A 24,853-nucleotide genomic window follows, 5' to 3' on the forward strand; every position below is an offset into this window, starting at 1 on the left:
CCGCGCTAAGGCTTTTTATAAAGTGTTAGCGCGGTTTTTTATGTGAAATTAAACATTTGATTGAATAGTATGCGATAGTGGAGTGTGAAACTGGGAATGGGAAATTGCTCTATAGTAATCAGGGCAATCCAGTACAAACTAGTTGCGATTATTGAATGTTTTATTTTAGGAGATGTATGCAGATACTTTTAGTTTTTATATTACTTTGCCCATTTTGGGTATGTAGTGCTGAAAACACATCGCTTGTTATTGCTGAAAATGTACTGAGCTCAGATGAAGCAAAAAAATTACACATTCATCGACTAGTTGATGGAAATAGTGAAAATTTGGACGATAGCTGGATAATACTAATGTATCCCGAAGTTGATCAGCAAGGCCAACCAATATCTGAGTTATGCATAAGTATTAATAGTGGTCCAAAGAAGTTAGCTTCGTTGTGTGCTGCTATAAACAAGTCTGAAATTAGCGGGTTTAATCGTTCTGATTTTGAAATAGGGGAAAGTGTTTCTGTTTCAGCTGATTTTACATATGGTGCGGCTAGTTATACTTTACAAAATGTTTTATTACTTGAAAGCGAAGACTATGAGTCATTCAAAGAGCGATATAACAAACGCGGCGACCCAGAGAATGATTAATAGTCATATATTTAGCAAACAATACAAAAAACGATACCAACATATTTAGTGTTGGATAACATGGAGTGTTTATTTTTATGTTCAAAATTATAATTATTTTAATATCAATTATTTCTTTTAATACCTTGGCAGCAGAAGAAGTGAAGCTTGGAGTTGTAGGGAACGTTGGAGCGGATGGCTTTTTTAGCCCAAAAGTAATGTCATTTATTATTGAAAACGTAAAGCCTAATTCACCCGCTGAAAAAGCAGGGATTGTTGCAGGGCAAAAAATTATTTCTATAGAAGGCTGTAAAATTCCGGGCTGCCCTGCCAGTAAAGCAAAAAAATTAATGCGAAAGGAGTCAGGGGACATCTTACAGTTAGTTTTAGAAAATGAGGATGGTAGCCAAGTTCCTTTAGAGGTTCCTATGAATGCTTGGTAAGACTAATGAGCTTTAAGCGCCGTTAATTGTCGGACGGTGCTGCGCTTCCGACCTACGTTTTAAAACGGTTTAAAAGTCTATTAAAAAAGCGGCTTAACGTAGTAAACGTTAAGCCGCTTTTTTGTGATTGCTGATAGGATAATACTTGTAAATGATTATTCGGGGGCAGCTTGTTTGGTTTTTCTAAACATAAACTCAAGCGGAATGTGTAAGCGTTTTGCCCACGCGTTTTCGGTGTGATCTTCACCCGGAAAAAACTGGCTTTGCCATAGCTTTGCTGGGTAGTGTTGCGCCATAAATAAATCATCAATTTGCGCTTGTAGCTTCGGGTACATGGCATCTAAAGTGCTGTCGCCGTAATCAAAATACACTTTTTGGTTACTCAGCTTTGCGATGTTGTTGGCAATGTAATTTTTAAACTCGGCAAATACTTCGTCGTCGTGGCTAAAAATACCCGGCCAGTGGGTCGACATACAAATAGCGCCGGCAAATTCGTTAGGGTAATTAAGTAGTGTATACCACGATATAAGCCCACCCATGCTAGAGCCACCAATATAGCGGTGCTGCGCGCCTTTGTTTACGTTGTAGTTAGACTCTATGTAAGGAATAACTTCTTTAACTAAAAAGCGTGAGTAGTTGTCTGAGTACACCTTAGAGGCAAATAATTTGTGGCCTGGGTATTTTTCTAACTGGTATAGGGCGTTTTGCTTTTGTTTGCTCAAGGCCTCAAACGGTTGCTGCGGGTAGTATTCGCTGTGGCGGTTTTCTACGGCGTTTGGAATGCCTACCACAATAAATGGGCGTACTTTGCCTTGCTCTATTAATGAGCCGGCTACTTCATCTACGCGCCACTCTTGCTTGTTCCATGTGCTATTGGCATCAAACAGCATGCGGCCATCGTGCATGTAAAGTACATCGTAGGTGGTGTTTTTGCTGTAACCTGGCGGTAGCCATACATTTAAAAAACGGTTTTTTACAAACTGTGATTCTATATTGTCGATCACCTCAATATGACCCTTGCTTACTTGCACGGTGGGCGTGTTTGCATAGCTGGTATGCACTACAAATATTGATAAGCTAAACAGTAAAGCAACTAATTTCATGGTGGCGCCTTAGCATACAAAAAGTGCACTATCACAAGCTTGCATTGTTAATTCAATGTGAATACGTATGCACTTGCATTTAAGCTACAAATGCACACGCATACAATTTATAAATCGCTGCGCCAGCCCATGCCCGACTCTTCCATAAGGCGCTCGTATACGCCTTCAATATTAAGTGGCAGCCATGCTTTATATTGCTTTAAATCTGAAAATTCATCGAGCTTAACGTTTTGTTTTATTTGCTCTAGGCTTTGCCCTGCAAGTGCGCCTGCGGTTACTTGGCTGTAAAGCTGCTCTATATAACTTAAATAACGTGCTACATTGGCTTTATTACCCATATCGGCATGGCCGCCCACAAAGGTATTAAAGTCGTAATTTAATACCGCTTGGGTTGAATTAATCATACCTTGAATATCGTAGCTCCACAGTTTTTGCCATGGCATTCTGCCAATGACTATCCAGTCGACCACAAATAGTGTTTTTTGTTTTTCGAACAGCATACTTACTGAGCCTCGGCCATCGTTAGGGCCGTGGTAGTTAAGTTTTAAGGTTGAGCCGCCAAGGCTAAGTATTAGTTCATCATCAAAAGTAAGGTTAGGCATAACCGTTTTTATTTTTGTATTTTTAATATCTTGCGCGGTAAGTTTGTGCGCTACAAAGGTAGTGTGAGGGCTTTTAAATACCTCTGCGCCGTAAATATGGTCGCTGTGATTATGGCTATATACAACGTATTTAACGGGTACGTTATAGCGAGTTTTAATTTGCTCCTTTAACCACGTGGCGGCTTTTTTATTAAGTGGGTCGTTAACTATTGCACCTTGTGGGGTGATTAAAAATACCGAGCGGTGTCTGTCGTCAATAAAGCGGTGGAGGCCATCGCCTAAATCTTCAATTTCGTAACTGTGCGCCATAAAACCTGTAAATAGTAGGCTGATGGCAAGTAGTGTTTGTATTAAGCGAAGCATGCACAATCCTGTTTAATGTTCTAAGGGTCTGTTGACCTTTGCGGATTAAAATTTGTTCAAACTAGGGGCTATTTAATCGCGGCGCGAGGTTTGTAACCTAGTGGGCTAAGTAAAAGCCGAGCAAAGCTTCCGCGTCCTGCTCACGCCCTTTACCTACATCCATGTAGGCAACAAAGAGTAAATAGCCCCTAGGAAGAACCCTTTGGGCAGCGCCTGTTTGGCATTAATGCTACGTTATCGCCTATTTGTGGGGAACAACCACACTATATAGGCTCTGCCTTGCCTAAATACCAAACAGACAGCTGCAAATTTAACCTTAAAAGATCAACAGACCCTAGCATTAAGTAAGAAAGTGCTAATGAGTATAAAATTTCAGTCAAAGTAAAAGCCATTTTATTTTAAATATAAAATGGCTTTGTTAGGTTGGATTTAACGCAGGGTGAGCTGCTGGTTTATTTCTTCAAAAATACCGGCATCGTCTATGGTTGAAGGAATTTGTAGTTCGTCGCCATCGACCAGTTGACGTAAATTTTTGCGTAGTATTTTACCTGAACGAGTTTTTGGTAATCGCTCTACGCTTATTATCGTTTTAAGGCACGCTATAGCGCCTATTTGGTTGCGTACTGTTTGCACAAGCTCTTGCTCTACATCGGTAGGGGAGCCGGTAAAGTCGTTTTTAAGTACGATCATGGCCATCGGTAATTGGCCTTTTAGTGTATCAGTAACCCCAAACACCGCGCACTCTGCAACGGCTGGGTGGGATGCGACTATTTCTTCCATTTCGCCGGTTGAAAGCCTATGACCTGCTACGTTTATAACATCGTCGGTGCGGCCCATTATAAATAGGTAGCCATCGTCATCTATGTAACCACCATCGCCGGAAAGATAATACCCCGGGTACTGAGTTAAATAACCGGTTTTAAAGCGCGCTGTATTTTGCCAAATGGTGGGTAAGCAACCTGGCGGCAGCGGCAATTTTATAGCCACCACGCCTTGCTCGTTTGGTGCGCATTGCTCGCCTTGCATATTTAATATTTGCACATCAAACCCAGGGGTTGGCACGGTAGAGCTACCTGGTTTTGTTACTAATTCTTCTATGCCTACGGGGTTACAGGCAATGGCCCAGCCGGTTTCTGTTTGCCACCAGTGATCGAGTATTGGCAGGTTGGTTTTTTCTTTTAGCCAGTTGTACGTTGGCGGGTCGAGCCGCTCTCCCGCTAAAAATAGTCGTTTTAAACTACTGGTGTTGTACTGCTTAAAGCCCTCTGCATTTGGGTCTTCTTTTTTGATGGCTCTAAACGCAGTGGGCGCTGTAAATAATGCATTTACTTGGTATTGCTCTACTACTCGCCAAAATGCACTGGCATCAGGTGTGCGAACTGGTTTGCCTTCAAATAATACTGTTGTACAGCGATAAATTAGCGGGGCATACACTATGTAGGAGTGCCCAACGACCCAGCCTATATCTGAGGCAGCCCAAAACACCTCGCCGGGCTGCATGCCGTAAACGGTTTCCATGCTGTAGTGCATAGCAACGCCATGGCCGCCGTTTTCACGTACTACGCCTTTAGGCGTGCCTGTGGTGCCTGAGGTATATAAAATATAAAGAGGATCACGCCCACTTACAGGTACTGGCTCTACTGCACTGGCTGTTTGCATTGCCTCATCCCAGTTAATATCTCTTGTGGGGATAAGCGTGGCAGCTACTTGTTCGCGCTGGTAAATAACGCAATGATCTATTTTATGATTGGCAAGAGCTATGGCGTGATCAATCAGCGGTTTATATTCTATTACGCTATCTACCTCTACACCGCACGAAGCGCTCAGTATGAGTTTAGGTTTAGCATCGTCTATACGTACGGCGAGTTCATGCGCTGCAAAACCACCAAATACCACAGAGTGTATAGCGCCTAATCGGGCGCAGGCCAGCATGCCTATTACAGCTTGGGGGATCATGGGCATATAAATAACAACGCGGTCGCCTTTACTAACGCCTAACGATTGCATTACACCGGCAAATTTAGCTACCTCTTGCTGTAACTGGTAGTAGCTATACTTCTGCTGCGTGTTGGTTACGGGGGAGTCGTAAATAAGCGCGGTTTGCTCGCCAAAACCGGCAATAACGTGTTGGTCGAGCGCTAAAAAACTGGTGTTTAGTTGGCCATCATCAAACCAATGGTAAAGGCCGTCAGTGTCTTGTGTGTAGGCGTGTTCAGGATTTTTATACCAAGGTAGGCGCTTTGCTTGTTCAAGCCAAAATTGTGCTGGGTTTTGTTTAAAGCTTTCGTATTGTTGTTTATATGGGCCTAACATAGTGGGCTCCTAATACTAAATGTGTGTGAGAGACCTTACAAAAGGTAGGCTTTTTTTTAACCGATAGGTATTCGACTATGGTCGGCTAAAAGTTAAACAACACTTTGGGTTTTAAAATACAAAATTGACAATACAAAGCGTGTGGCTCAGCATGGCGCGCAATTAAAATAAGAGAAAACACAATATGAGTAACGTAGTAAGAGTAGGGGTTGCGGTTATTATAATGCGCCAAAACACTATTTTATTAGGTGAGCGAATAGGGTCGCATGGTGCAAATACATGGGCAACGCCTGGTGGACATGTAGAATTTGGTGAAAGTGTTGAGCAGTGCGCAATACGCGAGGTATTTGAGGAAACAGGGCTAAATGTGAGTAAAATTACTAAGCTTGATTTTACTAACGATATTTTTAGTGCTGAGAATAAACACTACATTACCTTATATGTAAAAGCCGATTACGAGAGCGGCGAGCCTGTGCTAAACGAGCCAAATAAATGTATGCAGTGGCGCTGGTGCGACATTAATAATTTACCATCGCCACTGTTTACATCACTTAAAAACTACTTAACTACAACAACGCTTACGGCTTAGTTGATGGGCTTAATACTAATTTTTTAAAGCTCACTTGGGCGTAATCACCATTTTGTTTGTCGGTGGCCCAATCGCCAGTGCCTAAACAACCTGGGTACCAAATGCCTTTAGCGCTTTTGGTGCTACATTGGTTATATGCACCCGCTTTAAAGTAATGCCAATCGGCAGCATAGCCATTAGGGTGATCTTTATCATCTACCTTGCCATAGGCATCTACGTTATTGCCTAAGTTAATTGCGTAGTTAACGTCTTTTTTACCTTGGGCGCTAAAGGTTAAGTACATCATGTTTTTATGCACGTTTACTGTGTAGCTAAAGTCTTCGCCAAGCGCTATGCCTGTCGCTCCGGGATCGTCCGAGTTTTCCCAGGTGTTACCCCACACAGGGTATGTAATGTCGGTACGGTTAGGATCTTTTTTTGGTAAGTTACGTTCGTAGTTCCAAAAAACAGATCCGGTTTTATGGCCAGGCCATTTTTTATAATAAATTTTAAGCGGCTCGTTACCCCAGCCAAAACCCAGTTTTGTATCTATTAAGGCTTGATCTTTACCTGCGTGAATTTGCCCTACCACCACAGAATAAGCGGCTTTTTTATTAGGATCGTTAGCGCGAAGTGCAACATGATCCACCTTTAGGGTGGCTTCCATTTTTCCGCCTACCGAGCCAAAGCGCTCCGATAGCGGGTGTACAGCTAGGGCAAAGTTATTCTTTGAATTTTTAGTTTTTATTTTGGTATTAGTGCCGCGGATCATTTGTCTTAGTTCACTGCGGGTATTGGTTGAATTGGCGCTGGTAAGCGCTTTGTTTGGCGAGGTAAATACCATATAACCTTGATCATCAAGGTAGAAAAAATCAGGGTGCGCGTAGGTTTGGATCTCTTCTACGTCTACGGTATCTATTTTTCCATCGTTATTGAGATCTACAGGTACGTTTATTTTCCATTGCGATAAATCAAATTTTGACGCAGGTACTGCGACATTACTATCAACAGGTGTACTTGTGCTGGCACAGCCCATAAATAGCAAAGGGGTAACAGCAGCCAGTGCTGTGAGTTTAAAAGTAGATGTTAGATTTTTCATTGTTGTCTCTGTGTGATGATATTAAAAATGAGCGATATTAACTTCGCTTAACTTTAATCTAACATACCAATTTAAAATATCAACATTACCAATTTTTTGTTTTCGTAGTTTTTATAGTGCCTTTTTGGTTATACCAAAGTGGTTTTTTGTTGCTGTTGTTTTTTGCGTTTTTTATTTAGGTGTTTGCGCTGTGCTTTTTTTACATGCTTAACTATCCACTTTGTCATAAGAGGCATAAGTTCTGGCGCAAAGTTATGGCCCATACCAGGGACTACTCTTAGCTTGGCTTTTTTTATAAGGCTTGCCGTTTTTTTGCCTGCACTTACGGGTATTACCACATCGTCGCTGCCATGAATTACTAAAGTGGGCGTTTTAATTTTACGAATTAAATGTTGCCTATCTTTACTCGCGGCCATAGCAATAAGTTGGCGTTTGTAGCCACTTGGATTATGCGAGCGCTCTACAATTTGCGTTGCATGATGGCGAAGTGCGTCTTCTGATTGAGGGTAAGCGGGGCTGCCAATAAGTTGGTTAAGTTTAATGTTGTAGTTTATTGCCTCATCACGGCTGGATGTTTTGGGCTTTAATTTGGCAAGCTTTATAAATACGCCAATGCTTTTGGCACTTAGCCTTGGCAGGCTAGAGCTTGACATTATAGTGGTTAAACTTAGCACCTTTTTTTTATGTTGAGCTGCAATTAGCTGAGCAATCATACCGCCCATAGAAGCACCTACAAAATGCGCTTTTTTTATTTTAAGCGCCGCCATAAGCGCCAATACATCGTTTGCCATATCATCAAGTAAATAGGGCGTTTGCGTGCGTATGGGCAGGCGTTTACTTAACCACGTTTTAAATAAACTCGGGCTAGGGTGATGCTCTAAATGGGTAGATAGGCCAGTGTCACGGTTATCAAAGCGTATAACCCTAAAGCCTTTTTTTACTAAGGTGTAGTAAAGCGAGTCCGGCCACACGGTCATTTGTGCGCCTAAACCCATAATAAGTATGATTGCAGGGGCTTTTTTATCGCCTTCGTCTTGGTAACTGAGTTTTATACCCTGAGGTGTTTTAATTGTTCGCATAGCCAACTAGCAGTGTTTGCGTTGCTAAAATTATAGACCCTGTTTATTACAACTTGTTGGCAGTAGCCGGAAGCGGTAGTTGCCACTTGGTTAAAATAGCCTGATATTCGCCGTTTTCTTTTAGCGTGTTAAGTGCATGGCTAATAGCGCTTGCGATGTGTTTATCTAGGGTTTTGTTGGCACTAAAATATAATTTTGAAGGGTAGTCGGTTAAATGAATTCGCTTAGTTATTAAATTGGGATTTAGGCCTGAGCGCTTTAGCTCGTTATTTAATGTAAGTGTATTGGTTAGTACAAAGTCGATGCGTTTTTTATAAAGCATTTGCCACAGTTGCTGATAGTAGCTTACAAGAACTAGGTTTTTGTCTTCGGTAAAACCGGCGTTTTTTAAATAGGTGGCACTTGAATAGCCACGTATTGTGGCCACTTGGTAAAATTTTGCGTGATTAAGGTGGGTAACTTCATCAGTACGGTTTTTTAAGCTAACTAAATAAGCATCGGCAAAGTATGACTCACCTAGCCAGGTGTATTGCCTTGCTCTAATGGGGGTTTTTAAAAGAGACAACGCAATTGCATTTGGGTTGTTTTTAAGCATTGTAAAAATACGCGCCATAGGAATTATTTCAAACTTGGCGGATAGCTTTGTGTGTTTAATGGTGGCTTTGGCTAAATCGACTAATGCGCCGTCGGGTTCGTTATTTTCATTTATAAAATGATAAGGTGGGAGATCTTCTGCTACAAAGGTAATGGTTTGTGCGTTGCACATGGCGCTATAAAGCATAAACACACAAATACTTAATACTACACGCACAAATATAACCCACATTTTTAATTATTATGCGCTCTAGTTTAAAGAGTGTTGATTAAAAGGTATACCATAAATGTTTATTTAATGTGAATAACACTGCGGTTCATTTACGTTTTAAAAATTGTGTGGGTGTGCAATGGTGCCATCGTAAAAAAGCACGATTAAACGAGCTCTGATCTTTAAAGCCTAACAGGTTAGCTAGTTCGCTAAGTGAGAGCGTACCAATTAACGTGTGGGATCGGTTTTTTCTTTCTTGTTCGAGCAATTGCGCAAAGGTTACATGTTGTTTTTTTAAATGTCGCTGTAGCGTGCGCGGTGTTACGTTTAGTGCGCTTGCAACAGCAATAAGCTGACAATTTTGTAATGTTGTTTTTGCAATAAGTAGCTGTTTAACTTTTTCTGTTAGGCACTGCTGACTTTTAAAACGCGATAGCTGCTGTTGTGAAAGCTGCTTAAATGTAGCATTTACAATGGCGTTGTCGGTTTTAAAGGCAAGGTTTAAATAACTGCTCGGAAAATTTATTTGGTTATGCGCTGCGCCGCTTATAACGGGGCATTTAAACCAGGCCTCTAACTGTTGTGTGTGCCTTTTAGGCCAATTATGTATAAAGCTGATACTGCTTGGGCAAAGCGATGCGTTTATTAATTGGCGAATAACGCTTACCCACGCAGTCATGTTTCGTAATACTACTTGTTCATTACAATGAGGATGAGCATGCCAGCGCACCGTAGCGGTGTCTGCAGTTTGCAAAAACTGCGCTTTACCAATATCTGCCACTAAGCTGTCGTAATTTAACAGTGCCTTTATAGCGCTACTTAGGGTATCGCTCGATTCTATTAAATAGCCCAATATACCGTAATCTGCGGGGCGAATGTGCATACCTAAAGTAAAACCAAACAGCGCATCGTTTAGCACTTTTTGGCCGTACACAAGCAGCGCATTGTAACTTTGTAAACTAATCCGGGGTGCTAATTGCTGACTATGCTGGCGACTAAATTCAGTAAACCCGATTGCCTTAAGAGCCGTACTAGAATCAATACCTTGGGTTTGCAAGTAATCTAAAATGCTTGAAAAGTAATGATCAGCCAGTGTATGCATTTGTCGTCTAAAGCTAAAAAATGGTCGTGTATGAGCAAGCTTGCCATGTTCAATTTTTATATGCTAGTTACATGAGTAATTATCTTCGCTGTAAACAATGATCTTTATATCAATAAAACAAACGCTTAATGCAGATCCTTTGCAAATAATAACCACCTTGTTGGATCATCAGCAGTTAGATCGCTTTTTTAATGCCAAGTTTGAGCTAATAAAAACAGCAAATAGCGGTGAGCTAAAAGGCGGTAAAGGCGCTATTAGGCATGTGAAAATGGCAAATGCCACGTTTAATGAGCGTATAATAATGGCTAACCCCAGCCACATTTGCTATCGAATAGAAGGTAATAAGCCTGTGGCGCACCATCAAGGTGATATTTATTTAGTTGCTAATACAGGGGCTAAAAGTATCACTACCGATCTTAATTATTGTATACGCTGCAAAGCGCCGTGGTGGCTGCCAAATGCTTTGCTAAAACACCTAATTAGTAAAGATATAACCCAGGCATTAAATAAACTGCAGCATTACTTTATGGTGGGCAAAGTATGAACTCAGAAATTATTTTACTTGCCCTAAGCCCTGTGTTTTTAGTGTTTGTATGCTTTGAATTTGTAAAATTTAAGCGCTATTACAATATAAAAGACAGCCTAGCAAACACCGTTTTAGCCTTGTTGCACCAAGGCGCAGATGCAATGGCACTGCTGCTACTTATGCCATTTTTTTACATGCTTTACGAGTACCGTTTATTTGATATAAAGCTAAGTGTATTAAGCGTTGCTTTTGCATTTTTACTGCAAGATTTTTTGTACTATTGGTTTCATCGTGCGTCGCATCATATTCATTGGTTGTGGGCTGCGCATGTGGTGCACCACAGCTCCACTAAAATGAATTTTACCACTGCGTTTAGGCAAAGCATAATGTACCCAGTAGCCGGCATGTGGGTATTTTGGCTACCTATGATACTACTAGGGTTTGACCCTTTAACCGTATTTAGTGTAGTGGCACTTAATTTGGCATATCAATTTTTTGTGCACACGCAAATAGTGGCTAAATTAGGCTGGTTTGAAAGCGTATTTAATACGCCATCGCACCACAGGGTTCATCATGCAATTAATAAACGCTACCTTGATAAAAACTTTGCCGGTGTGCTTATTATTTGGGATAAATTATTTGGCACCTTTGTAGAAGAAGACAAAAATCAGCCCTGTAAATACGGCATAGTAGGGCAGCTAAATAGTAATAACCCACTAATAATAACGTTTCATCAGTGGGCTCATTTATTAAAAAGTACCTATACGGCGAAAGGGTTAAAAGCTAAATGCAAAGTGCTATTTGGCTACCCAACCAGTAGCGTTAAAGTTAAAAACGAGTGATTTAGCCAAGTGGCTTTTTACTTCTTGGCGCTCCGAGTAAAATAAACATGTGGCAAATACAAATAGATAAAAACGCACTCACACCTAAGGCACCGCCATAACCATCAAGCTTTGGTACTAGGTATTCAAATAAAAACGAAAATAAAATAGATGAGCTGGCCACGGTATAAATACCAAAACGGTGTGGGGCGCTCATGCCTATAAATGTGCCGCCAAAAAATACGACTGAGTATAAGTCGGGGTTTAGGTTCAAAGCACTTAATAGTAAATAAGCAATAATAGAAAGCGAGGCCGATGCACGTATGCCGTCAAAACGATTATGTTTGGCTAAGTAAAACGTTAAAAACGCACCTAGTAAGGCTATAAATGGGTATTCTAAATTCATAAAACCATTCCTTTGGCCAACATAAATAAAGCCATGCTTGCAAAGGCAACACTGCCAAGCTTACCGCCAAATCCGGTAAACATATTTATGGTAAGCACATATAAACTGGCGCCAATAACAGAAATTATGGCTATTTCCCAATAACTTGTAATTAAGTGTGTAGAGCACATACCGGCAAAACTACCTGCGTAAATAGCCGCATAGGGATGATTTTTAAACCGAGCAGGAAAAGGAATAAACGAGCCAATTAGCCCTGTAAGCGCCGCCGAAATAACTAAAGGCAATGCAAAAGTTGTGTGCATGGCAAAGCAGGCTACAAAGCCTAAAAAGAAGGTTATAAATTTTAAAAATAAGAATTTAATCATAGTGGCGCATTTTAAACTAATCCTTTTACGCTTTCTAACTATCTCTAATAAATAAAATGTGGGTGTTAGCGTTAAATGTTATTAAGGCTACTTTTTAAGCTGGGTTGGTATTAACTATGCTTATTTGTGGCTGTTAATGTTTCATAAATTATATTTTATGTATAATAGAGGTTATTAATATACAAATTTAAAAGATTAAAGGTAATTTATGTCTAACTGTTTGCACTTGGCTATACCCGCTGGCGATTTAAAAGTAGCGAAAACGTTTTACTGTGATGTGCTTGGCTGTAAAACAGGGAACAGCGAAGAAGGGCGGTGGGTAGACATAGATTTTTGGGGTAATGAGCTCACATTACACCAAAGCGAAGAGCGCTTACCCACTGTTCGCCACGATGTAGATATGGGCGCAGTGGCGGTACCGCATTTTGGTATTCATTTATCTGAAGATGAATTTAACGGTTTAAAAAAACGTATAGAAGATGCGGGGCTTGAATACCTAGATAAACCGTATCGCCGTTTTGTTGGTGATGAGTTTGAACAAGAAACCTTTTTTATTGAAGATCCAAACGGCAACGTGCTTGAAATGAAAACTATGGTAAACCCTGAGGTTTTATTTAAAAAAGCGTAAGCAATACTTATTAAAGAATAGGCCACTTTTGTAGTGGCCTTTTTTGTACCTATAGATGAAAATAATTACACCGTATGAGTGATATTTATTCACTCTACAGTACGGAATTTTAAACGTAGACTAACGCGCAACTCTCATACTTTATAGTTATTTATGTTGCTGTTAAAACTCACCATTGCGCCATTACTTTTATTATTTATTCACTTTGCTCAAAAACGCTTTGGCAGTTTTGTGAGCGGTATTATTCCGGGCTTGCCTATTACATCGGGCCCTATTTCGTATTTTATTGCGCTTGAGCAAGGTAAGTTATTTGCTAGTAACTCGGCTGTGGCGTCGTTGTATGGCATGAGCGGTATAGGCTTATTTTGTTTTTGTTATGCTGCCATGCTTGCAAAATATGGGGTAGTTAAAGCGTTGTTTGCTGCATTAACACTATGGTGCGCTTTTAGTGCATTTACCTTGTTATTGCCGGTGAATATTGCCTTTGCATCGGTGCTCTCGCTTAGTACTTTATTGGTGCTTGCGCTGGCATCGAGTAAGTTAAAATTTGCGCCCGATGCCAAACCTTTTACCGCTGCGTGGGAGCTGCCGCTAAAAATGTTATTGGTCAGCTGCTTTATTATGTTAGTTACGGTTATATCGGCAAAAATAGGGGCAATGTGGAGCGGGTTACTTTCTACTTTTCCGGTAATTTTGGCGGTTATGGGCAGTATTGCGCATGCAAGTGATAAAAAATACTCGGCGTATAAGGTGCTTAACGGGGGCATTATTGGCTCGTTAGGGGGCTGTGTGTTTTTTGCTGTGATTGCACTCGCGCTTAAGTTTGAATTTGTGATTTGGCAGGTATATGCAGCGGCTGCAGTGTGCTCAACTTTATTTACCATTATTATGAGCCACTATGTAAACCGTAAACAATTTGCCAAGCCGGCTACGGTTTAATAGCAATAAGCAGTATTGCCTAAATTTAGCCATCTACTAACGTGAGTGGCTTAACCTTTCGTTGTATTTTTTCGTGGTACATGGCGGTGTCGCCCGCTTTTAAAATTTCATCAATGGAGTGGGGCAGTTCACTAAATACGGTAGTACCCATACTTGCTTTAATGGCTATAGGGTCGTTGTTGTGATTTATTGTGAGCCTATTTAAGGCGGTTTTTAAATGATGAGTTTTAGGGTTTACCTGCGCATTAGTATAAAAATGTGCAAGCACGACAAATTCATCACCGCCTAAGCGCCCTACAGCATCGCTGCTGCGAACACTGCTTTTTAAGCAACGGGCAACGTTGCATAAAGCGTCATCGCCTACAGCATGGCCGTAGCTGTCGTTTATTTGTTTAAAGTCGTCTAAATCTATATACATCAAGCATAATACGCCGCCTTTTTTGGCGTGCATATTGATAAGCGCGGATGATTTTTTAGCCCAGCCCCTGCGGTTTAAAATACCACAAAGGGGATCGTAGTCGGCTTCGGTTTCGGCGCGCTTTTGTGCAATTCGCATTCGGCTTATACGCCTTGAAACCGCAACAGCTAATAAAAATGATTCAACCGCAAACGCTAACACAAACCCATAACGCTGCATAAACGGGCTTTGGTTAATAAGCAGCACCCTAAAAATCATACTTACTAATACAAAGCTAAGCGCTACAAATACGAGTGTTGCCTCGCGCACACCTTTGAGGGCTTGCATGGCTGCTAAAGTAAAAATAACAGCCACAATAAACAGCGAAGAATAAGCCATTATATGCCCTGCTATTGTCCAAAATAACAGGTCGGTAACGAGCATTTTAAGTACCGCGCATAGCATTACAGTACAGGCCAATGTTTTGAGCAGCTTAGTTAATTTAGGCCAGCGTTTATTAGTCTCGAGTAACGCAAGCATAAACCACGTGGCACTTAGTACGGTTAAGCCAATGCTAAGTAGGTATAAGTTAAAAATAACGCCAGATACATGCTGCGTTACAAATAAATACAGTTGCCCTTCTTGGAGTAAAATAAAGCTGCCAATACAAAAAATGTAAATGCTGTAGAGCTTAAATACACTTTCGTTAAGTCTATGTCCCATTATTAATACATAAAAAATAAGTGTAATGCACAACCCATAAAATGAGCCCATAATCAGCGAATGTTGCTGTGCTTTTTTAAAATAAATATGAGTTGGCTGCCATTTAAACTGCGGTGTGTAATTAAGCTTTGATTCTAATGTTATTGTGGCTGTAAAAGCCCCCGAGTCCATTAAGTAGGCTACTTGCCCTGCTTTTAAGGGCGCTTTTATAGTGTTATTTTGCTGCCAAGTAAAGCTATCTAGCCCCGGGCGTAAAAAGCTTAGTACGCCACCATTTTTAACAGAGCAACTTATTTGGTATTGATTAACACCGCGTTGAGCAGTGAGTTCAGAAGGAGTATTTACCTTTAGCACAGAGGCAGGCGTGGGTGAGTTTAAGTGCTTTATTTTACATGTATCGGCAGCATGAGAATCAAAAGTAATAAATAACGTGAGCAAAGTAATGAAAACAAAAAAGAGCGCCCCCTTATTTTTAGGTGGGAAAAACGTCAATCTATTACCTTTATAGCTCATAAGCGGATCCAATTTTTACTACTTTTTTTATACTAGCAGAGCCGGACTATTTAGCTATTAGTTTACTGTTTAATAACGCTTAAAAGTGCGCTATTAAATTAGCTCCTGAGGTGTTTATGCCCGCTAAGTACAAAATAGCCGCAACTTAGTTAAGTAATTAAAAACACCATGTTGATAATTTGGCAATAATATTCGTATTAATTGTTTTAAATGATGATAGTAAACTGTACTCATTGGTTACTAGCCTTATTAACAATAAAACAGGATCACACTATGAAATACTTACACTCATTATTAAGCTCTAACGCAGGCATGGCAGCACTTATTTTACGTGTACCCGTTGGTTTAATTTTAGCAGCGCACGGTGCACAAAAATTATTTGCTTGGTTTGGTGGCTACGGTCTTGAAGGCACAGGACAGTGGATGGCAAGCATTGGCCTTGAGCCTGGCTACTGGCTTGCAATGATGGCAGGCAGCGCTGAATTTTTTGGCGGCATTGCCTTAACCATTGGTTTATTAACGCGCCCAGCAGCTGTAGTTACGGCGTTTACTATGCTGATTGCGATATGTAGCGTGCACATTAGTCATGGTTTATTTGTAGCAAACAACGGCTATGAGTTCGCACTTACTTTGTTAGTTGCAACGGCTGCACTGGCTATACAAGGGGCAGGTAGCTTATCGGTTGATAACGTAATTGCTAAAAAGTTAGCGAATAAATCGCTGCCTCAGTAGTAGTAAATAACAATTCAGCATTAAAAAATAGCGGCTAAATTAGCCGCTATTTTTGTATGGGTTAAGCGCTGTTTTATTTAGCACTGAATTTTAAAGAGTAGTTGTATTGCTTTTGCTCTAGTAAATACTCTTTATGGGTACTTGGGCTCCACGAGTCATCGCCGCCAACCCCCATATGTTGATGGTCAATATGTACATGTAAGCAATCATCAGCGACTAGCTCATTAGTGTGCTTTGCTTGCGTTAACATGCTTTGTGAGTACTCGCTGGCGGCAAATAAAAACGCACCAGTTACGGTTAAATTATTAATGCTAAGTAATTGGCAACCACTACGTACGCCATTATCGGTTGGGAATATATACGGTGTATGTAGCTCATTATATTGTGCGCTGTAAAACCCTAAGCGCGCAGCCGCTTTACGATCTGGGTAGTTTTCAAATGGGCCTAAACCAAGCCAATTTACTTGTGTATCGCTTGGTTTATTAAGCGTTGTGCTTAACCCTATGCGTGGCATGGGCGGGAGAGTATCGTTTAGTTGTACATCAACATTTAAGCTAATTTCACCGGTATTATTAAGTGTATAAAGCCAAGTTGTTTTTGCTTGTACTGCGCCATTAAATTCATAACTAAATACACAGGTAATACGTATATCTACTTTTGATTGCACTACTTCAAACGAGCGACATGTACGCTGCCACTGCCCAATACCCGCTCTTAGCCAGCGCGCTTCCCATGCGTTAGGGTCTAGGTTATCTACTTCGCTTACGCCTATGTCGTTATCAAGCGGGGCGCGGTAAAAATTATCAACCAATGGGCTTTTAATAACTTGGGTTTGATTGTGTAGCCATTGCTCAACAAGGCCTGATTGCCTATTAAACACAAGTTTAAAGGTATCGCCTTCAATACTAAGCTGTGTGTCGGTTTCACTAATATTTACAGTGCCATGTGCTGAGGCGTTTGCTAAAGCAGGCGAAAATGTATCAGCGCTTAAACTTTGGCAATTTATAAGCTTAAATTGCTCGGTGTTTAATACATGCTCGGCAGTTGCAAAGCTTGAGTCGTTAATCAGTGCAACATCTAAATTAAGGTGATATTGCGCACCTGCTTTAAACACCGTTTTTGTATTAATAGTTAGCGTTTGCGTACTTTGTGGAGAAATATTAATAACTTGCTCGCCTTGCTCTACACATTGGCCATTTTCTATTAACTGCCAAACCAGTTTTTCGTTATCGGTTGCTCTAAATACATAATCACTAAATACATCAACGGTGTATTGGTTTTGAGTTTGCTCACGCAGTGTAAATTGTAAATGCTGCTGGCTGTATTTAGCTTCAAACAGGCTTGGGTGCGGTGTTCGGTCTGGAAATAATAAGCCGTTTATACAAAATTGGCGGTCGTTTAGCTCATCACCAAAATCGCCACCGTAAGCCCAATAATGCTTGCCGTTTTTATCTGTTTTAGATAAACCTTGGTCTACCCAATCCCAAATAAAGCCGCCTTGCAAACGCGGGTATTCTCTAAATGCTTGCCAGTAATCGTCAAAGCTACCTAGGCTGTTACCCATTGCATGGGCGTACTCGCATAAAATAAGTGGACGCGTTTCACCCGGTAGGCTTAACCATTTTTTTATAGAGTATTTAGGTACGGCGTCGTCGGCAACATGGGTATCTACACGGGCATACATAGGGCAAATAATATCGGTTGCTGTGGTATTTGCGCCGCCACCTTCGTATTGCACTGGGCGCGATGGGTCAAAGCTTTTAGACCAGCCGTACATCGCATCGTGGTTGGCACCGTGCCCGCATTCGTTACCCAGTGACCAAATAATAATAGAGGCGTGGTTTTTATCGCGCTCAACCATTTGCGTATAGCGCGACATAAATGCGCCAGCCCACTGCGGATCGCTTGCAAGCCTACCCATAGGAAACATACCGTGAGTTTCTATATTGGCTTCGTCTACTACGTATAAACCTAGCTCGTCACACAACTCGTAAAAACGAGGGTGGTTAGGGTAGTGAGCGGTACGTACAGCATTAAAGTTATTTTGCTTCATCAGCTTAATATCTTCAATCATGTCGGTGGTACTCACCGTGTGGCCGTTTTCGGGGTGGTGTTCGTGGCGATTAACACCGCGAATAAGTAGCGGTTTGCCGTTTAAGCAAAGCTGCCCGTTAAGCATTTCTACTTTTCTAAAGCCAATGTTGTAGGCTTCTACATCTACTGTATTGCCTTGCTCATCTAGTAAGCTTACAACACAGCGGTATAAGGTCGGGGTTTCAGCGGTCCATTTGTTAGGGTTTTGTATATCAATTGTTTGAAATACTACATCGCTCCAGCCACCTTTTTCATCAACGCGTTTATTGTTAGTGCTTTGTATGTGTGGCTCACACAGTGCTTGTTCGCCATCAAAAACCTGTACTGCTACTTGGTAGTTATTTGGCGCATCTATTGCGGTTTTTATATGTAAAGTCGCATCGCGGTAGCAGGCGTCTAAATCTGGGGTTATAAATACATCGCGTATTTGGTGTTGCGGTTTAGTAAGTAAATTAACATCGCGGAATATACCGCTTAGCCACCACATGTCTTGATCTTCTAGGTAACTGCCATCGCTCCAGCGAATAACCATAACCGCAATGCGGTTGGTGCCAGCCACTAACAGTTTGCTTAAATCAAATTCGCTTGGTAAGCGGCTATCTTGCGAGTAGCCCACCCATTGACCGTTACACCAAAGGTGAAACGCCGAGTTTACGCCTTCAAAAATAATATGATTACGCTGAGCTAATTGATCCGCCGTAATCGTAAACTCAGTGCGGTAGCAACCTGTTGGGTTATCGCTTGGTACAAATGGCGGGTTTACGGAAAAGGGGTATTTAACATTACAATAAATAGGTTTATCAAAGCCGTGTAGTTGCCAATTAGAAGGCACTGGAATACTTTGCCAGTCGCTGGCGAGTGTTTCACTTAGTAATGACTCATCAACCGCTTCGGGTTTATCAAATAATTTAAAATCCCACTGGCCGTTTAAACTTTGTTTTTGTGATTGAGTGTTTGTACGGGCATGGTCAACGCTTTTAAAGCCATTGAGTGGGCTGTGCGCTTTTACTTGATTAACTTGCACCGAAATTGGGTTTTCCCAATCGCGGCGGTTAATTATGTGCTGTAGTGAGTTCATTCGTGTCCTATTGCATGTGTGGCAATTATAGTGGCTTAAATATAGCTAAAATAGCGCGTTGCGGTTATGCTTAAAGCTCTCTTTTATTTATCCAAAGCTATCATTTTAAATTATGCGCAACACCATTGTAGATGTACTCGATATTGGCCCAGAGTGTACAGAGCGGTTTATTGATTTAGCCACGCTTTCGCAAATGCCAAGCCTTGAAATAGAGCTGGCAGGTTGCTCAAATTTATTGGGTGATTATTGTGTTGCGCGTACTAACCCGCTTGAACACACTCTTTTTTATACCTTGGCTGGCCAGGGCACGCTAAAAACCATTAATAACCAATATGCACTTGCCGAAAATAGCTTAGCTATATTGCCTGCAAGGCAAAGTTTTGAGGTTAAAATAGCGAGCGAAAAATGGGATGTGATTTGGCTAAACCTTGCAAACACCAAGCGTTGGCAACATTTAAATTTAGCGCAGGCTAAAGTATTAACTAATCAGCAGTTAGCGCCATTACATTTAGCGATGGAGCTTTTATACAGCGAGGCAAACGCTACTTTGCGCGAAGGCGTAATGCCTATTTTAAGCCACTACTTAAATACTACGCTTCAAAGCGAGCCGCAAATAGGCGGGCAAAATAGATTAACCAGCTTGTTTTTAGAGGTAGAAGAACGCCTGCAATTTGATTGGACAATAGAGGCTATGTGCGAACAAGTACATTACTCAGCACCGCATTTACACAGGTTATGCCAGGCACAATTTGGTAAAAGCCCAATGCAGCAGCTTATTTATTTACGTATTAAACGGGCTAAAAACTTGCTACTAAATACCCGCTGGCCGGTTGCCCATATTGCCGCTTACGTGGGGTACCCTAATATATTTAATTTTTCAAAACGGTTTAAAAAATCAGTGGGCGTGTCACCCACTGAGTTTAGAAAAATGAGCATTTAAAAAATAGCTTGGTATAAAAAGCCTGCACCAATAGCCATAGTAATAATGACAAACAAAAAGGCGGCTATCATTTGGTTTTTAAAAATTGATTTAAGCAAAATAACTTCTGTTAAGCTTGCGCCCGCGCTGCCAATTATTAATGCCATTACCGAGCCAAGCGCCATGCCTTTTTTGACCAATGCGGCACTTAGCGGAATAACGGCTTCGGCTCTAATATAAAGTGGAATACCAATAATGGCTGCAATAGGAATGGCATACCACATACCATCGCCCGCATATTTAGCAATTAGCTCGGTAGGAATAAAGCCATAAATAAACGAGCCTATTGCTACCCCTAGCATTAAGTACGGAAACACCTGTTTAAAGTCTTTAAAGGTTGCATGCCACACTTTTACCCAGCGATTAGGCTGCGCTTTTTTAGTAGGCTCTATTGCTTTAGGTTCGCCGCAGCTTGTGGTTGCACAGCTTGGCTCAACTTCTTTAGGCTCACTACAGCTTGGTTTTGCGCAGCTACTAGTAGATTCTGTGCTGTAAGCTTCTGGTTTTACATACCTTTCAAAGCCTAGCTTTTCAAGGGTATAGCCTGCTACAACCGACACCACCATAGCCACTAAAAAGTAAAATAAAGCGACCTGCCAGCCAAAGGTAATTACAAATAACCCAATGATCACCGGGTTAAGTAGCGGGCTGCCAAATAAAAATACCATCATAGGGCCAAAGCCCGCTCTCGCTCTTAATAATCCTTTTAAAAACGGAATGGTTGAGCACGAACAAAATGGTGTAATAGCCCCCAATAAAGCAGCAACAACGTAGCCCTTACCGTTTTTTGAACTTAAAATAGATTGAATTTTTTCGGGTGTTATAAATAGCTGTAAAACACCCACTAAATAACTAATAACAATAAATAAAATAGTTAACTCTGTAGCTAAAAAGGCAAACATGCCTAACGCCTCTTTTGCCATTGCTAGCATTTCATTACTCATAACGCACTCCAAAGTACACAGGGTATAACTTACGTTAAGTAAGTTATATTTCGAATTTTATGGAAGTATATTGATGGGCAATAATATCGTCAATACTTTATTTCTAGATATATGGAAGTGATTTTTATGCCCTTGTTTTTAAATGTTTTATTTTTTAACTTTTAAGGTAGCTTGCTAATAAAGCTGTATTTAACGATTCAAATTGTTATTATTTCTAATAATTTAGAAATTACGAGGTTGTAATGGAAATTATCGACGTTGCAAAAGCATTAAAAGAATTAGGCCATCCTACGCGTTTAACTATATATAAGCGTGTAGTTAAAGCAGGGCACACTGGAATTAGTGTTGGCAATATACAAGAAGAGCTAAGCATGGCGGGCTCTACACTTTCGCACCATATATCGGGTTTAGTTAACGCTGGGCTAATTAGCCAAAGGCGCGAAGGGCGCACGCTTTATTGCGTGGCTATGTACCAGCGCTTAGACGATGTAATTGGTTTTTTACAAAACGAATGTTGTGTAGACGAAGGGCAGTAAACTTTTATCAACGGTTTTGCGCGTTGTTTATTGACCTCAAGACGCGTGCGGGTTTAATATGCCGCTGTTCCTAGTTTGTAAAATAGGAACCTACTTTAAATTTAATTAGGTAATGGATGCGCTCAAACTACTTTTTAGTCGTGATACTTCTTGTGCTTGTACACAGCTTTATTAGCTGTGATGCTGCCGCGTATCATTTACAAGAAGAAGTCAATCATGCTTCGCACATTCAGCCTGTGGCCGATACAAACGATGAAGACGCGCAACCACCTACTGAAATTCATGCCCATCAACATTGCCACTGTGGTTACTACAGTACACTAAATCACTCTATAAACCCTGAAAAAAGCCAAGCAGCTCAGCCTGCTTGCTACAATGGTTTAAATTACCCACCAGATGTTCCGCCACCCAATTTTTATAGCTAGTTTTTAATTTTAAACACTTTGTATATAACTGCCTGCGCCTGTTCGCTACAAGGCTAGTTATGTACATATTTAGGTTGCTTAATCGCGCTTGTTTTTAAAATAGGCATAGTGATTAAGCCAACTCTGTTTGTTAAAACGGATATGCTATATGAACAAAAAACTACTTATGCTGGTGGCGCTACTGTGTGCATTACCAACATTGAGCGCTTTGGCAAAAAGCGAGCCTCAAAACGTATTAACGCTAAAGCAAGCGCTTAAAAATACCGAGCAGCAAAACTTACAGCTTAAACGCTACCCTTACCATCAAAAAATATTAACCGCGCTTAAAAGCCAAGCCGCGCTTTCACCTAACCCTGAGCTGAGCTTTGAAGCTGAAAACTTTTTAGGAACTCATGGCTCTCATGCGTTTTCAGGGGCGCAGTACACCCTGGCTTTGAGCCAGTTAATTGAGCTTGGCGATAAACGCCAAAATCGTATTAATTACGCTACTGCAAATATAAAAGCGCAAACAATTGAGTATAAAAATACTCGGTTAGCACTTTTAGCAACCACCGCTGAGCGTTATTACCAAGTGCTAAAATTTCAGGCGTTAATTGCACTAAACAGTGAGCGTAAAAACACTGTTAAGCAGGCACTCAACGCAATTGAAAAACGCGCTAAAGCCGGTGCGGTCTCAAGTGCTGATGTAACCCGCATGCGTTATGCATTAAGCCAAGTAGATTTAAACACGGCCATGCTACAAAGTGAATTTGAGCGCTCTCGCTTAGCACTCAATGAGCTTTGGCAAGAGGAGCAAGTGAGTGATTACTATGCGGGAGATTTATCAAAAATAGCTGCTATTAAAAGTGAGGCAGCGTTACTTGATATGGTAAATACAGCACCAGAATTTGCACTACTACAGCAGCAATACATGCAACAAACGGCTAATTTAGCACTGCAAAAATCAACGGGTCAAAGTGATTTAACCCTTGGTGGTGGTGTGCGATATAACCAGCAAACTGATGCCAGCTCGTTAGTGTTTTCGTTTTCAATGCCGCTGCAATTAAGTAACGCTAATGGCGGTAATATTGAGGCGGCGCAGCATCAGCTTACGCTACTTAATGAACAACAAGGGCAATTACGTATACAGTTACGTAAGCAAATACGCACGCTCTATGCGTATTACCAAGGTAAAGCGGCGCAAGCACAGCTTTTAACACAGCGCGTTATTCCACAAGCGCAAACGCTCATAAAACAAAGTTTAAAAAGCTATCAGCAAGGGCAAATATCGGTATTGCAATTACTCGATGCACAGCAAGCTTTATTTGATTCTAAACGTGCACTTATCAACACCCATAGCGAGCTATATCAAGTACTCCTTACCCTTGAGCGTTTAACTGGCCAACCTTTAATTGAGACTCATCAATCATGAATAAAACTCTTATCGCATTATTAATTACGCAATTACTTACACTCCCACTTTTAAGTAGCACGGCTATGGCGTCGGCTAATCATCACGCAGAAGGTCACGAAGAAGGCCATGAAGATGAACACCAAGAAAAAGGCCCGCATGGTGGCTTTTTACTAACCAATAACACGCTTAATTTAGAGCTTAAATTAATCCAGTTTGCCGGTAATACTGAGCTGCGAATATATGGGTTTAATAACGGTAAAGCCGTTGATATAAGCCAGTTAAAGGTAACCATAAACGTGCAGCGTTTAAGTGAAGAGCCACAGCTTATTCGCTTTAAAGCTGAAGATGACTATTTAGTAAGTACCGTGAGCGTAAACGAGCCGCATTCTTTTAAGCTTGATGTAATGGCTCGCTATAAAGGCGCTGAAATAAATTATCATTATGAGCAAGAAGAAGGGCGTACAACGCTAAGCGAGAAAGCAATTGAACGCGCTGGTATTAAAACTGACACTGCAAAAGCAGGTAGCGTTGAGCTAACCGATACTCTATTTGGTGTTATAGCGCCCACTGCGCAGAGCACTGTTGAAGTAATGGCGCCTTATACCGGCTTAGTTAACGATATTTTTGTCAGCATTGGTCAAAACGTTAAAAAAGGCGATAAGCTTGCCAGCATAACTAACCGCGAAACCCTACAAAATTACACCATAAAAAGCCCAATTACAGGCGTTATTACCGAGCAATATTTAAAGCGCGGCGAGCTTGCCAGTAGCGCTTTAATGCAAATAGTAAACCTTGAAACCGTATGGGTTGAGCTGTCTGCCTTTCCCGATAACATCGAAAAGCTCGCCATAGGGCAAAGCGCTACAGTGTACGACTTACATCATCATTTAAATGCCCAAGGTGAGGTGTTTTACATAGCCCCAATGATGAGTGGCGGGCATATTGCACGTGCGCGAATCGAGCTTAAAAACCCTGATGGCCATTGGCGACCTGGTATGCATGTTAATAGTGATATTAGCATTGCAAAAATAGATGCGGCTGTACGCGTTAAAGCGATTGCTGTTCAGGAATTTAATGGCAAACCTAGCGTGTTTATTAAAAGCGGCAATGTGTTTGAAGTACGCCCAGTAAAACTCGGTGCTAAAAATAGCGAATGGGTAGAAGTGCTCGAAGGGCTTTCGCCAAACGGTGAGTACGTAACTGAGAACAGTTATGTAATTAAAGCCGATATTTTAAAAAGCGGCGCAAGTCACTCTCACTAGG

General features: G+C 41.1%; 25 protein-coding genes. 13 read left to right on the top strand and 12 right to left on the bottom strand.

Translation table 11 applies throughout. From position 1 onward, the window contains the following. Positions 1 to 176 precede the first annotated feature (176 nt). Complete coding sequence (locus tag MTN96_RS01555) at positions 177 to 635, top strand: hypothetical protein (RefSeq protein ID WP_054982795.1); 459 nt, start codon at positions 177 to 179, stop codon at positions 633 to 635. Between the two features lie 77 nt (positions 636 to 712). Further along, positions 713 to 1,057 (top strand): PDZ domain-containing protein, encoded by a 345-nt coding sequence (locus MTN96_RS01560; protein WP_248530568.1) that lies wholly within the window; start codon positions 713 to 715, stop codon positions 1,055 to 1,057. 155 nt (positions 1,058 to 1,212) lie between these two features. Here the strand turns inward: MTN96_RS01560 and MTN96_RS01565 are convergent, their stop codons facing one another. The 3 genes from MTN96_RS01565 to MTN96_RS01575 all read right to left on the bottom strand — a co-directional run bounded on the left by MTN96_RS01565 (position 1,213) and on the right by MTN96_RS01575 (position 5,438). Next, a complete protein-coding gene (locus MTN96_RS01565; RefSeq protein WP_248530569.1) occupies positions 1,213 to 2,160 on the bottom strand; it encodes an alpha/beta hydrolase in 948 nt (315 codons plus the stop codon). 107 nt (positions 2,161 to 2,267) lie between these two features. Beyond that, a complete protein-coding gene (locus tag MTN96_RS01570) occupies positions 2,268 to 3,125 on the bottom strand; it encodes an MBL fold metallo-hydrolase (RefSeq protein ID WP_248530570.1) in 858 nt (285 codons plus the stop codon). Positions 3,126 to 3,554: 429 nt separating this feature from the next. Continuing rightward, the gene (locus tag MTN96_RS01575) at positions 3,555 to 5,438 is read right to left on the bottom strand and encodes an AMP-binding protein (RefSeq protein ID WP_248530571.1); all 1,884 of its coding nucleotides are present in this window, start codon (positions 5,436 to 5,438) and stop codon (positions 3,555 to 3,557) included. Positions 5,439 to 5,622: 184 nt separating this feature from the next. Between MTN96_RS01575 and MTN96_RS01580 the strand changes: the two genes are divergently transcribed. Continuing rightward, positions 5,623 to 6,027: an NUDIX hydrolase gene (locus tag MTN96_RS01580; protein WP_248530572.1), complete on the top strand. Its 405-nt coding sequence runs from the start codon at positions 5,623 to 5,625 to the stop codon at positions 6,025 to 6,027. Here the strand turns inward: MTN96_RS01580 and MTN96_RS01585 are convergent. The 4 genes from MTN96_RS01585 to MTN96_RS01600 form a co-directional block, all read right to left on the bottom strand. Then, positions 6,017 to 7,105 carry a polysaccharide lyase family 7 protein gene (locus tag MTN96_RS01585; RefSeq protein WP_248530573.1) on the bottom strand — a complete coding sequence of 363 codons (1,089 nt, stop codon included), beginning with the start codon at positions 7,103 to 7,105 and terminating at the stop codon, positions 6,017 to 6,019. The two genes, MTN96_RS01580 and MTN96_RS01585, sit on opposite strands and share 11 nt — an antisense overlap. 128 nt (positions 7,106 to 7,233) lie before the next feature. Continuing rightward, positions 7,234 to 8,184 (bottom strand): alpha/beta fold hydrolase, encoded by a 951-nt coding sequence (locus MTN96_RS01590; RefSeq protein ID WP_248530574.1) that lies wholly within the window; start codon positions 8,182 to 8,184, stop codon positions 7,234 to 7,236. Between the two features lie 46 nt (positions 8,185 to 8,230). Continuing rightward, the gene (locus MTN96_RS01595; RefSeq protein ID WP_248530657.1) at positions 8,231 to 9,001 is read right to left on the bottom strand and encodes an ABC transporter substrate-binding protein; all 771 of its coding nucleotides are present in this window, start codon (positions 8,999 to 9,001) and stop codon (positions 8,231 to 8,233) included. Between the two features lie 94 nt (positions 9,002 to 9,095). Further along, entirely contained in the window at positions 9,096 to 10,091 is a 996-nt protein-coding gene (locus MTN96_RS01600) for an AraC family transcriptional regulator (protein ID WP_248530575.1), read from the bottom strand. Between the two features lie 97 nt (positions 10,092 to 10,188). Here MTN96_RS01600 and MTN96_RS01605 point away from each other — a divergent pair, with 97 nt between their 5' ends. Next, a complete protein-coding gene (locus MTN96_RS01605; RefSeq protein WP_248530576.1) occupies positions 10,189 to 10,635 on the top strand; it encodes an SRPBCC family protein in 447 nt (148 codons plus the stop codon). Beyond that, positions 10,632 to 11,459, top strand: a complete 828-nt coding sequence (locus MTN96_RS01610; RefSeq protein WP_055252786.1) for a sterol desaturase family protein — start codon at positions 10,632 to 10,634, stop codon at positions 11,457 to 11,459. The genes MTN96_RS01605 and MTN96_RS01610 overlap by 4 nt, the downstream gene beginning before the upstream one ends. A gap of 1 nt (position 11,460) precedes the next feature. Here the strand turns inward: MTN96_RS01610 and MTN96_RS01615 are convergent, their stop codons facing one another. Next, positions 11,461 to 11,844 carry a hypothetical protein gene (locus tag MTN96_RS01615; RefSeq protein ID WP_004586056.1) on the bottom strand — a complete coding sequence of 128 codons (384 nt, stop codon included), beginning with the start codon at positions 11,842 to 11,844 and terminating at the stop codon, positions 11,461 to 11,463. Then, entirely contained in the window at positions 11,841 to 12,146 is a 306-nt protein-coding gene (locus MTN96_RS01620) for a hypothetical protein (protein ID WP_248530658.1), read from the bottom strand. The genes MTN96_RS01615 and MTN96_RS01620 overlap by 4 nt, the downstream gene beginning before the upstream one ends. Positions 12,147 to 12,417: 271 nt before the next feature. Between MTN96_RS01620 and MTN96_RS01625 the strand changes: the two genes are divergently transcribed. Together MTN96_RS01625 and MTN96_RS01630 are read left to right on the top strand one after the other, a co-directional pair. Beyond that, entirely contained in the window at positions 12,418 to 12,837 is a 420-nt protein-coding gene (locus tag MTN96_RS01625; protein ID WP_024033213.1) for a VOC family protein, read from the top strand. Positions 12,838 to 12,990: 153 nt separating this feature from the next. Next, positions 12,991 to 13,776, top strand: coding sequence for a hypothetical protein (locus MTN96_RS01630; RefSeq protein WP_248443852.1), 786 nt, complete (start codon positions 12,991 to 12,993; stop codon positions 13,774 to 13,776). A 25-nt stretch (positions 13,777 to 13,801) separates the two neighbouring features. Here MTN96_RS01630 and MTN96_RS01635 read toward each other — a convergent pair whose 3' ends face one another. Next, positions 13,802 to 15,409: a diguanylate cyclase gene (locus MTN96_RS01635; protein WP_248530577.1), complete on the bottom strand. Its 1,608-nt coding sequence runs from the start codon at positions 15,407 to 15,409 to the stop codon at positions 13,802 to 13,804. Between the two features lie 273 nt (positions 15,410 to 15,682). On the opposite strand from MTN96_RS01635, the gene MTN96_RS01640 reads away from it, so the two are divergent. Continuing rightward, entirely contained in the window at positions 15,683 to 16,141 is a 459-nt protein-coding gene (locus tag MTN96_RS01640; protein ID WP_248530578.1) for a DoxX family protein, read from the top strand. Positions 16,142 to 16,214: 73 nt separating this feature from the next. Here the strand turns inward: MTN96_RS01640 and MTN96_RS01645 are convergent, their stop codons facing one another. Continuing rightward, positions 16,215 to 19,313: a beta-galactosidase gene (locus MTN96_RS01645; RefSeq protein WP_248530579.1), complete on the bottom strand. Its 3,099-nt coding sequence runs from the start codon at positions 19,311 to 19,313 to the stop codon at positions 16,215 to 16,217. 112 nt (positions 19,314 to 19,425) lie between these two features. Between MTN96_RS01645 and MTN96_RS01650 the strand changes: the two genes are divergently transcribed. Continuing rightward, positions 19,426 to 20,253: an AraC family transcriptional regulator gene (locus MTN96_RS01650; protein ID WP_248530580.1), complete on the top strand. Its 828-nt coding sequence runs from the start codon at positions 19,426 to 19,428 to the stop codon at positions 20,251 to 20,253. Here the strand turns inward: MTN96_RS01650 and MTN96_RS01655 are convergent. Next, entirely contained in the window at positions 20,250 to 21,236 is a 987-nt protein-coding gene (locus tag MTN96_RS01655; RefSeq protein ID WP_054982782.1) for a permease, read from the bottom strand. The genes MTN96_RS01650 and MTN96_RS01655 overlap by 4 nt on opposite strands. 242 nt (positions 21,237 to 21,478) lie before the next feature. Here MTN96_RS01655 and MTN96_RS01660 point away from each other — a divergent pair, with 242 nt between their 5' ends. The 4 genes from MTN96_RS01660 (at position 21,479) to MTN96_RS01675 (ending at position 24,852) form a co-directional block, all read left to right on the top strand. After that, on the top strand, positions 21,479 to 21,772 hold the full coding sequence (locus tag MTN96_RS01660; RefSeq protein ID WP_024033207.1) for a helix-turn-helix transcriptional regulator: 294 nt from the start codon (positions 21,479 to 21,481) through the stop codon (positions 21,770 to 21,772). A gap of 116 nt (positions 21,773 to 21,888) precedes the next feature. Beyond that, positions 21,889 to 22,197 carry a hypothetical protein gene (locus MTN96_RS01665; protein WP_248530581.1) on the top strand — a complete coding sequence of 103 codons (309 nt, stop codon included), beginning with the start codon at positions 21,889 to 21,891 and terminating at the stop codon, positions 22,195 to 22,197. A 148-nt stretch (positions 22,198 to 22,345) separates the two neighbouring features. Beyond that, positions 22,346 to 23,608 (top strand): TolC family protein, encoded by a 1,263-nt coding sequence (locus tag MTN96_RS01670; RefSeq protein WP_248530582.1) that lies wholly within the window; start codon positions 22,346 to 22,348, stop codon positions 23,606 to 23,608. Further along, the gene (locus tag MTN96_RS01675; protein ID WP_248530583.1) at positions 23,605 to 24,852 is read left to right on the top strand and encodes an efflux RND transporter periplasmic adaptor subunit; all 1,248 of its coding nucleotides are present in this window, start codon (positions 23,605 to 23,607) and stop codon (positions 24,850 to 24,852) included. The genes MTN96_RS01670 and MTN96_RS01675 overlap by 4 nt, the downstream gene beginning before the upstream one ends. Position 24,853: the final 1 nt, after the last annotated feature.

The organism is Pseudoalteromonas sp. 2CM28B, from assembly GCF_023161935.1.

Bases quoted from the DNA above. Each gene is read 5' to 3' on its own strand.
- MTN96_RS01590 (WP_248530574.1), bottom strand. From the start codon at position 8,184: ATGCGAACAATTAAAACACCTCAGGGTATAAAACTCAGTTACCAAGAC.
- MTN96_RS01620 (WP_248530658.1), bottom strand. From the start codon at position 12,146: ATGCACACAACTTTTGCATTGCCTTTAGTTATTTCGGCGGCGCTTACA.
- MTN96_RS01645 (WP_248530579.1), bottom strand. From the start codon at position 19,313: ATGAACTCACTACAGCACATAATTAACCGCCGCGATTGGGAAAACCCA.
- MTN96_RS01670 (WP_248530582.1), top strand. From the start codon at position 22,346: ATGAACAAAAAACTACTTATGCTGGTGGCGCTACTGTGTGCATTACCA.
- MTN96_RS01605 (WP_248530576.1), top strand. From the start codon at position 10,189: ATGATCTTTATATCAATAAAACAAACGCTTAATGCAGATCCTTTGCAA.
- MTN96_RS01565 (WP_248530569.1), bottom strand. From the start codon at position 2,160: ATGAAATTAGTTGCTTTACTGTTTAGCTTATCAATATTTGTAGTGCAT.
- MTN96_RS01660 (WP_024033207.1), top strand. From the start codon at position 21,479: ATGGAAATTATCGACGTTGCAAAAGCATTAAAAGAATTAGGCCATCCT.
- MTN96_RS01655 (WP_054982782.1), bottom strand. From the start codon at position 21,236: ATGAGTAATGAAATGCTAGCAATGGCAAAAGAGGCGTTAGGCATGTTT.
- MTN96_RS01615 (WP_004586056.1), bottom strand. From the start codon at position 11,844: ATGAATTTAGAATACCCATTTATAGCCTTACTAGGTGCGTTTTTAACG.
- MTN96_RS01625 (WP_024033213.1), top strand. From the start codon at position 12,418: ATGTCTAACTGTTTGCACTTGGCTATACCCGCTGGCGATTTAAAAGTA.
- MTN96_RS01585 (WP_248530573.1), bottom strand. From the start codon at position 7,105: ATGAAAAATCTAACATCTACTTTTAAACTCACAGCACTGGCTGCTGTT.
- MTN96_RS01575 (WP_248530571.1), bottom strand. From the start codon at position 5,438: ATGTTAGGCCCATATAAACAACAATACGAAAGCTTTAAACAAAACCCA.
- MTN96_RS01650 (WP_248530580.1), top strand. From the start codon at position 19,426: ATGCGCAACACCATTGTAGATGTACTCGATATTGGCCCAGAGTGTACA.
- MTN96_RS01610 (WP_055252786.1), top strand. From the start codon at position 10,632: ATGAACTCAGAAATTATTTTACTTGCCCTAAGCCCTGTGTTTTTAGTG.
- MTN96_RS01560 (WP_248530568.1), top strand. From the start codon at position 713: ATGTTCAAAATTATAATTATTTTAATATCAATTATTTCTTTTAATACC.
- MTN96_RS01600 (WP_248530575.1), bottom strand. From the start codon at position 10,091: ATGCATACACTGGCTGATCATTACTTTTCAAGCATTTTAGATTACTTG.
- MTN96_RS01580 (WP_248530572.1), top strand. From the start codon at position 5,623: ATGAGTAACGTAGTAAGAGTAGGGGTTGCGGTTATTATAATGCGCCAA.
- MTN96_RS01570 (WP_248530570.1), bottom strand. From the start codon at position 3,125: ATGCTTCGCTTAATACAAACACTACTTGCCATCAGCCTACTATTTACA.
- MTN96_RS01630 (WP_248443852.1), top strand. From the start codon at position 12,991: ATGTTGCTGTTAAAACTCACCATTGCGCCATTACTTTTATTATTTATT.
- MTN96_RS01555 (WP_054982795.1), top strand. From the start codon at position 177: ATGCAGATACTTTTAGTTTTTATATTACTTTGCCCATTTTGGGTATGT.
- MTN96_RS01665 (WP_248530581.1), top strand. From the start codon at position 21,889: ATGCGCTCAAACTACTTTTTAGTCGTGATACTTCTTGTGCTTGTACAC.
- MTN96_RS01635 (WP_248530577.1), bottom strand. From the start codon at position 15,409: ATGAGCTATAAAGGTAATAGATTGACGTTTTTCCCACCTAAAAATAAG.
- MTN96_RS01675 (WP_248530583.1), top strand. From the start codon at position 23,605: ATGAATAAAACTCTTATCGCATTATTAATTACGCAATTACTTACACTC.
- MTN96_RS01640 (WP_248530578.1), top strand. From the start codon at position 15,683: ATGAAATACTTACACTCATTATTAAGCTCTAACGCAGGCATGGCAGCA.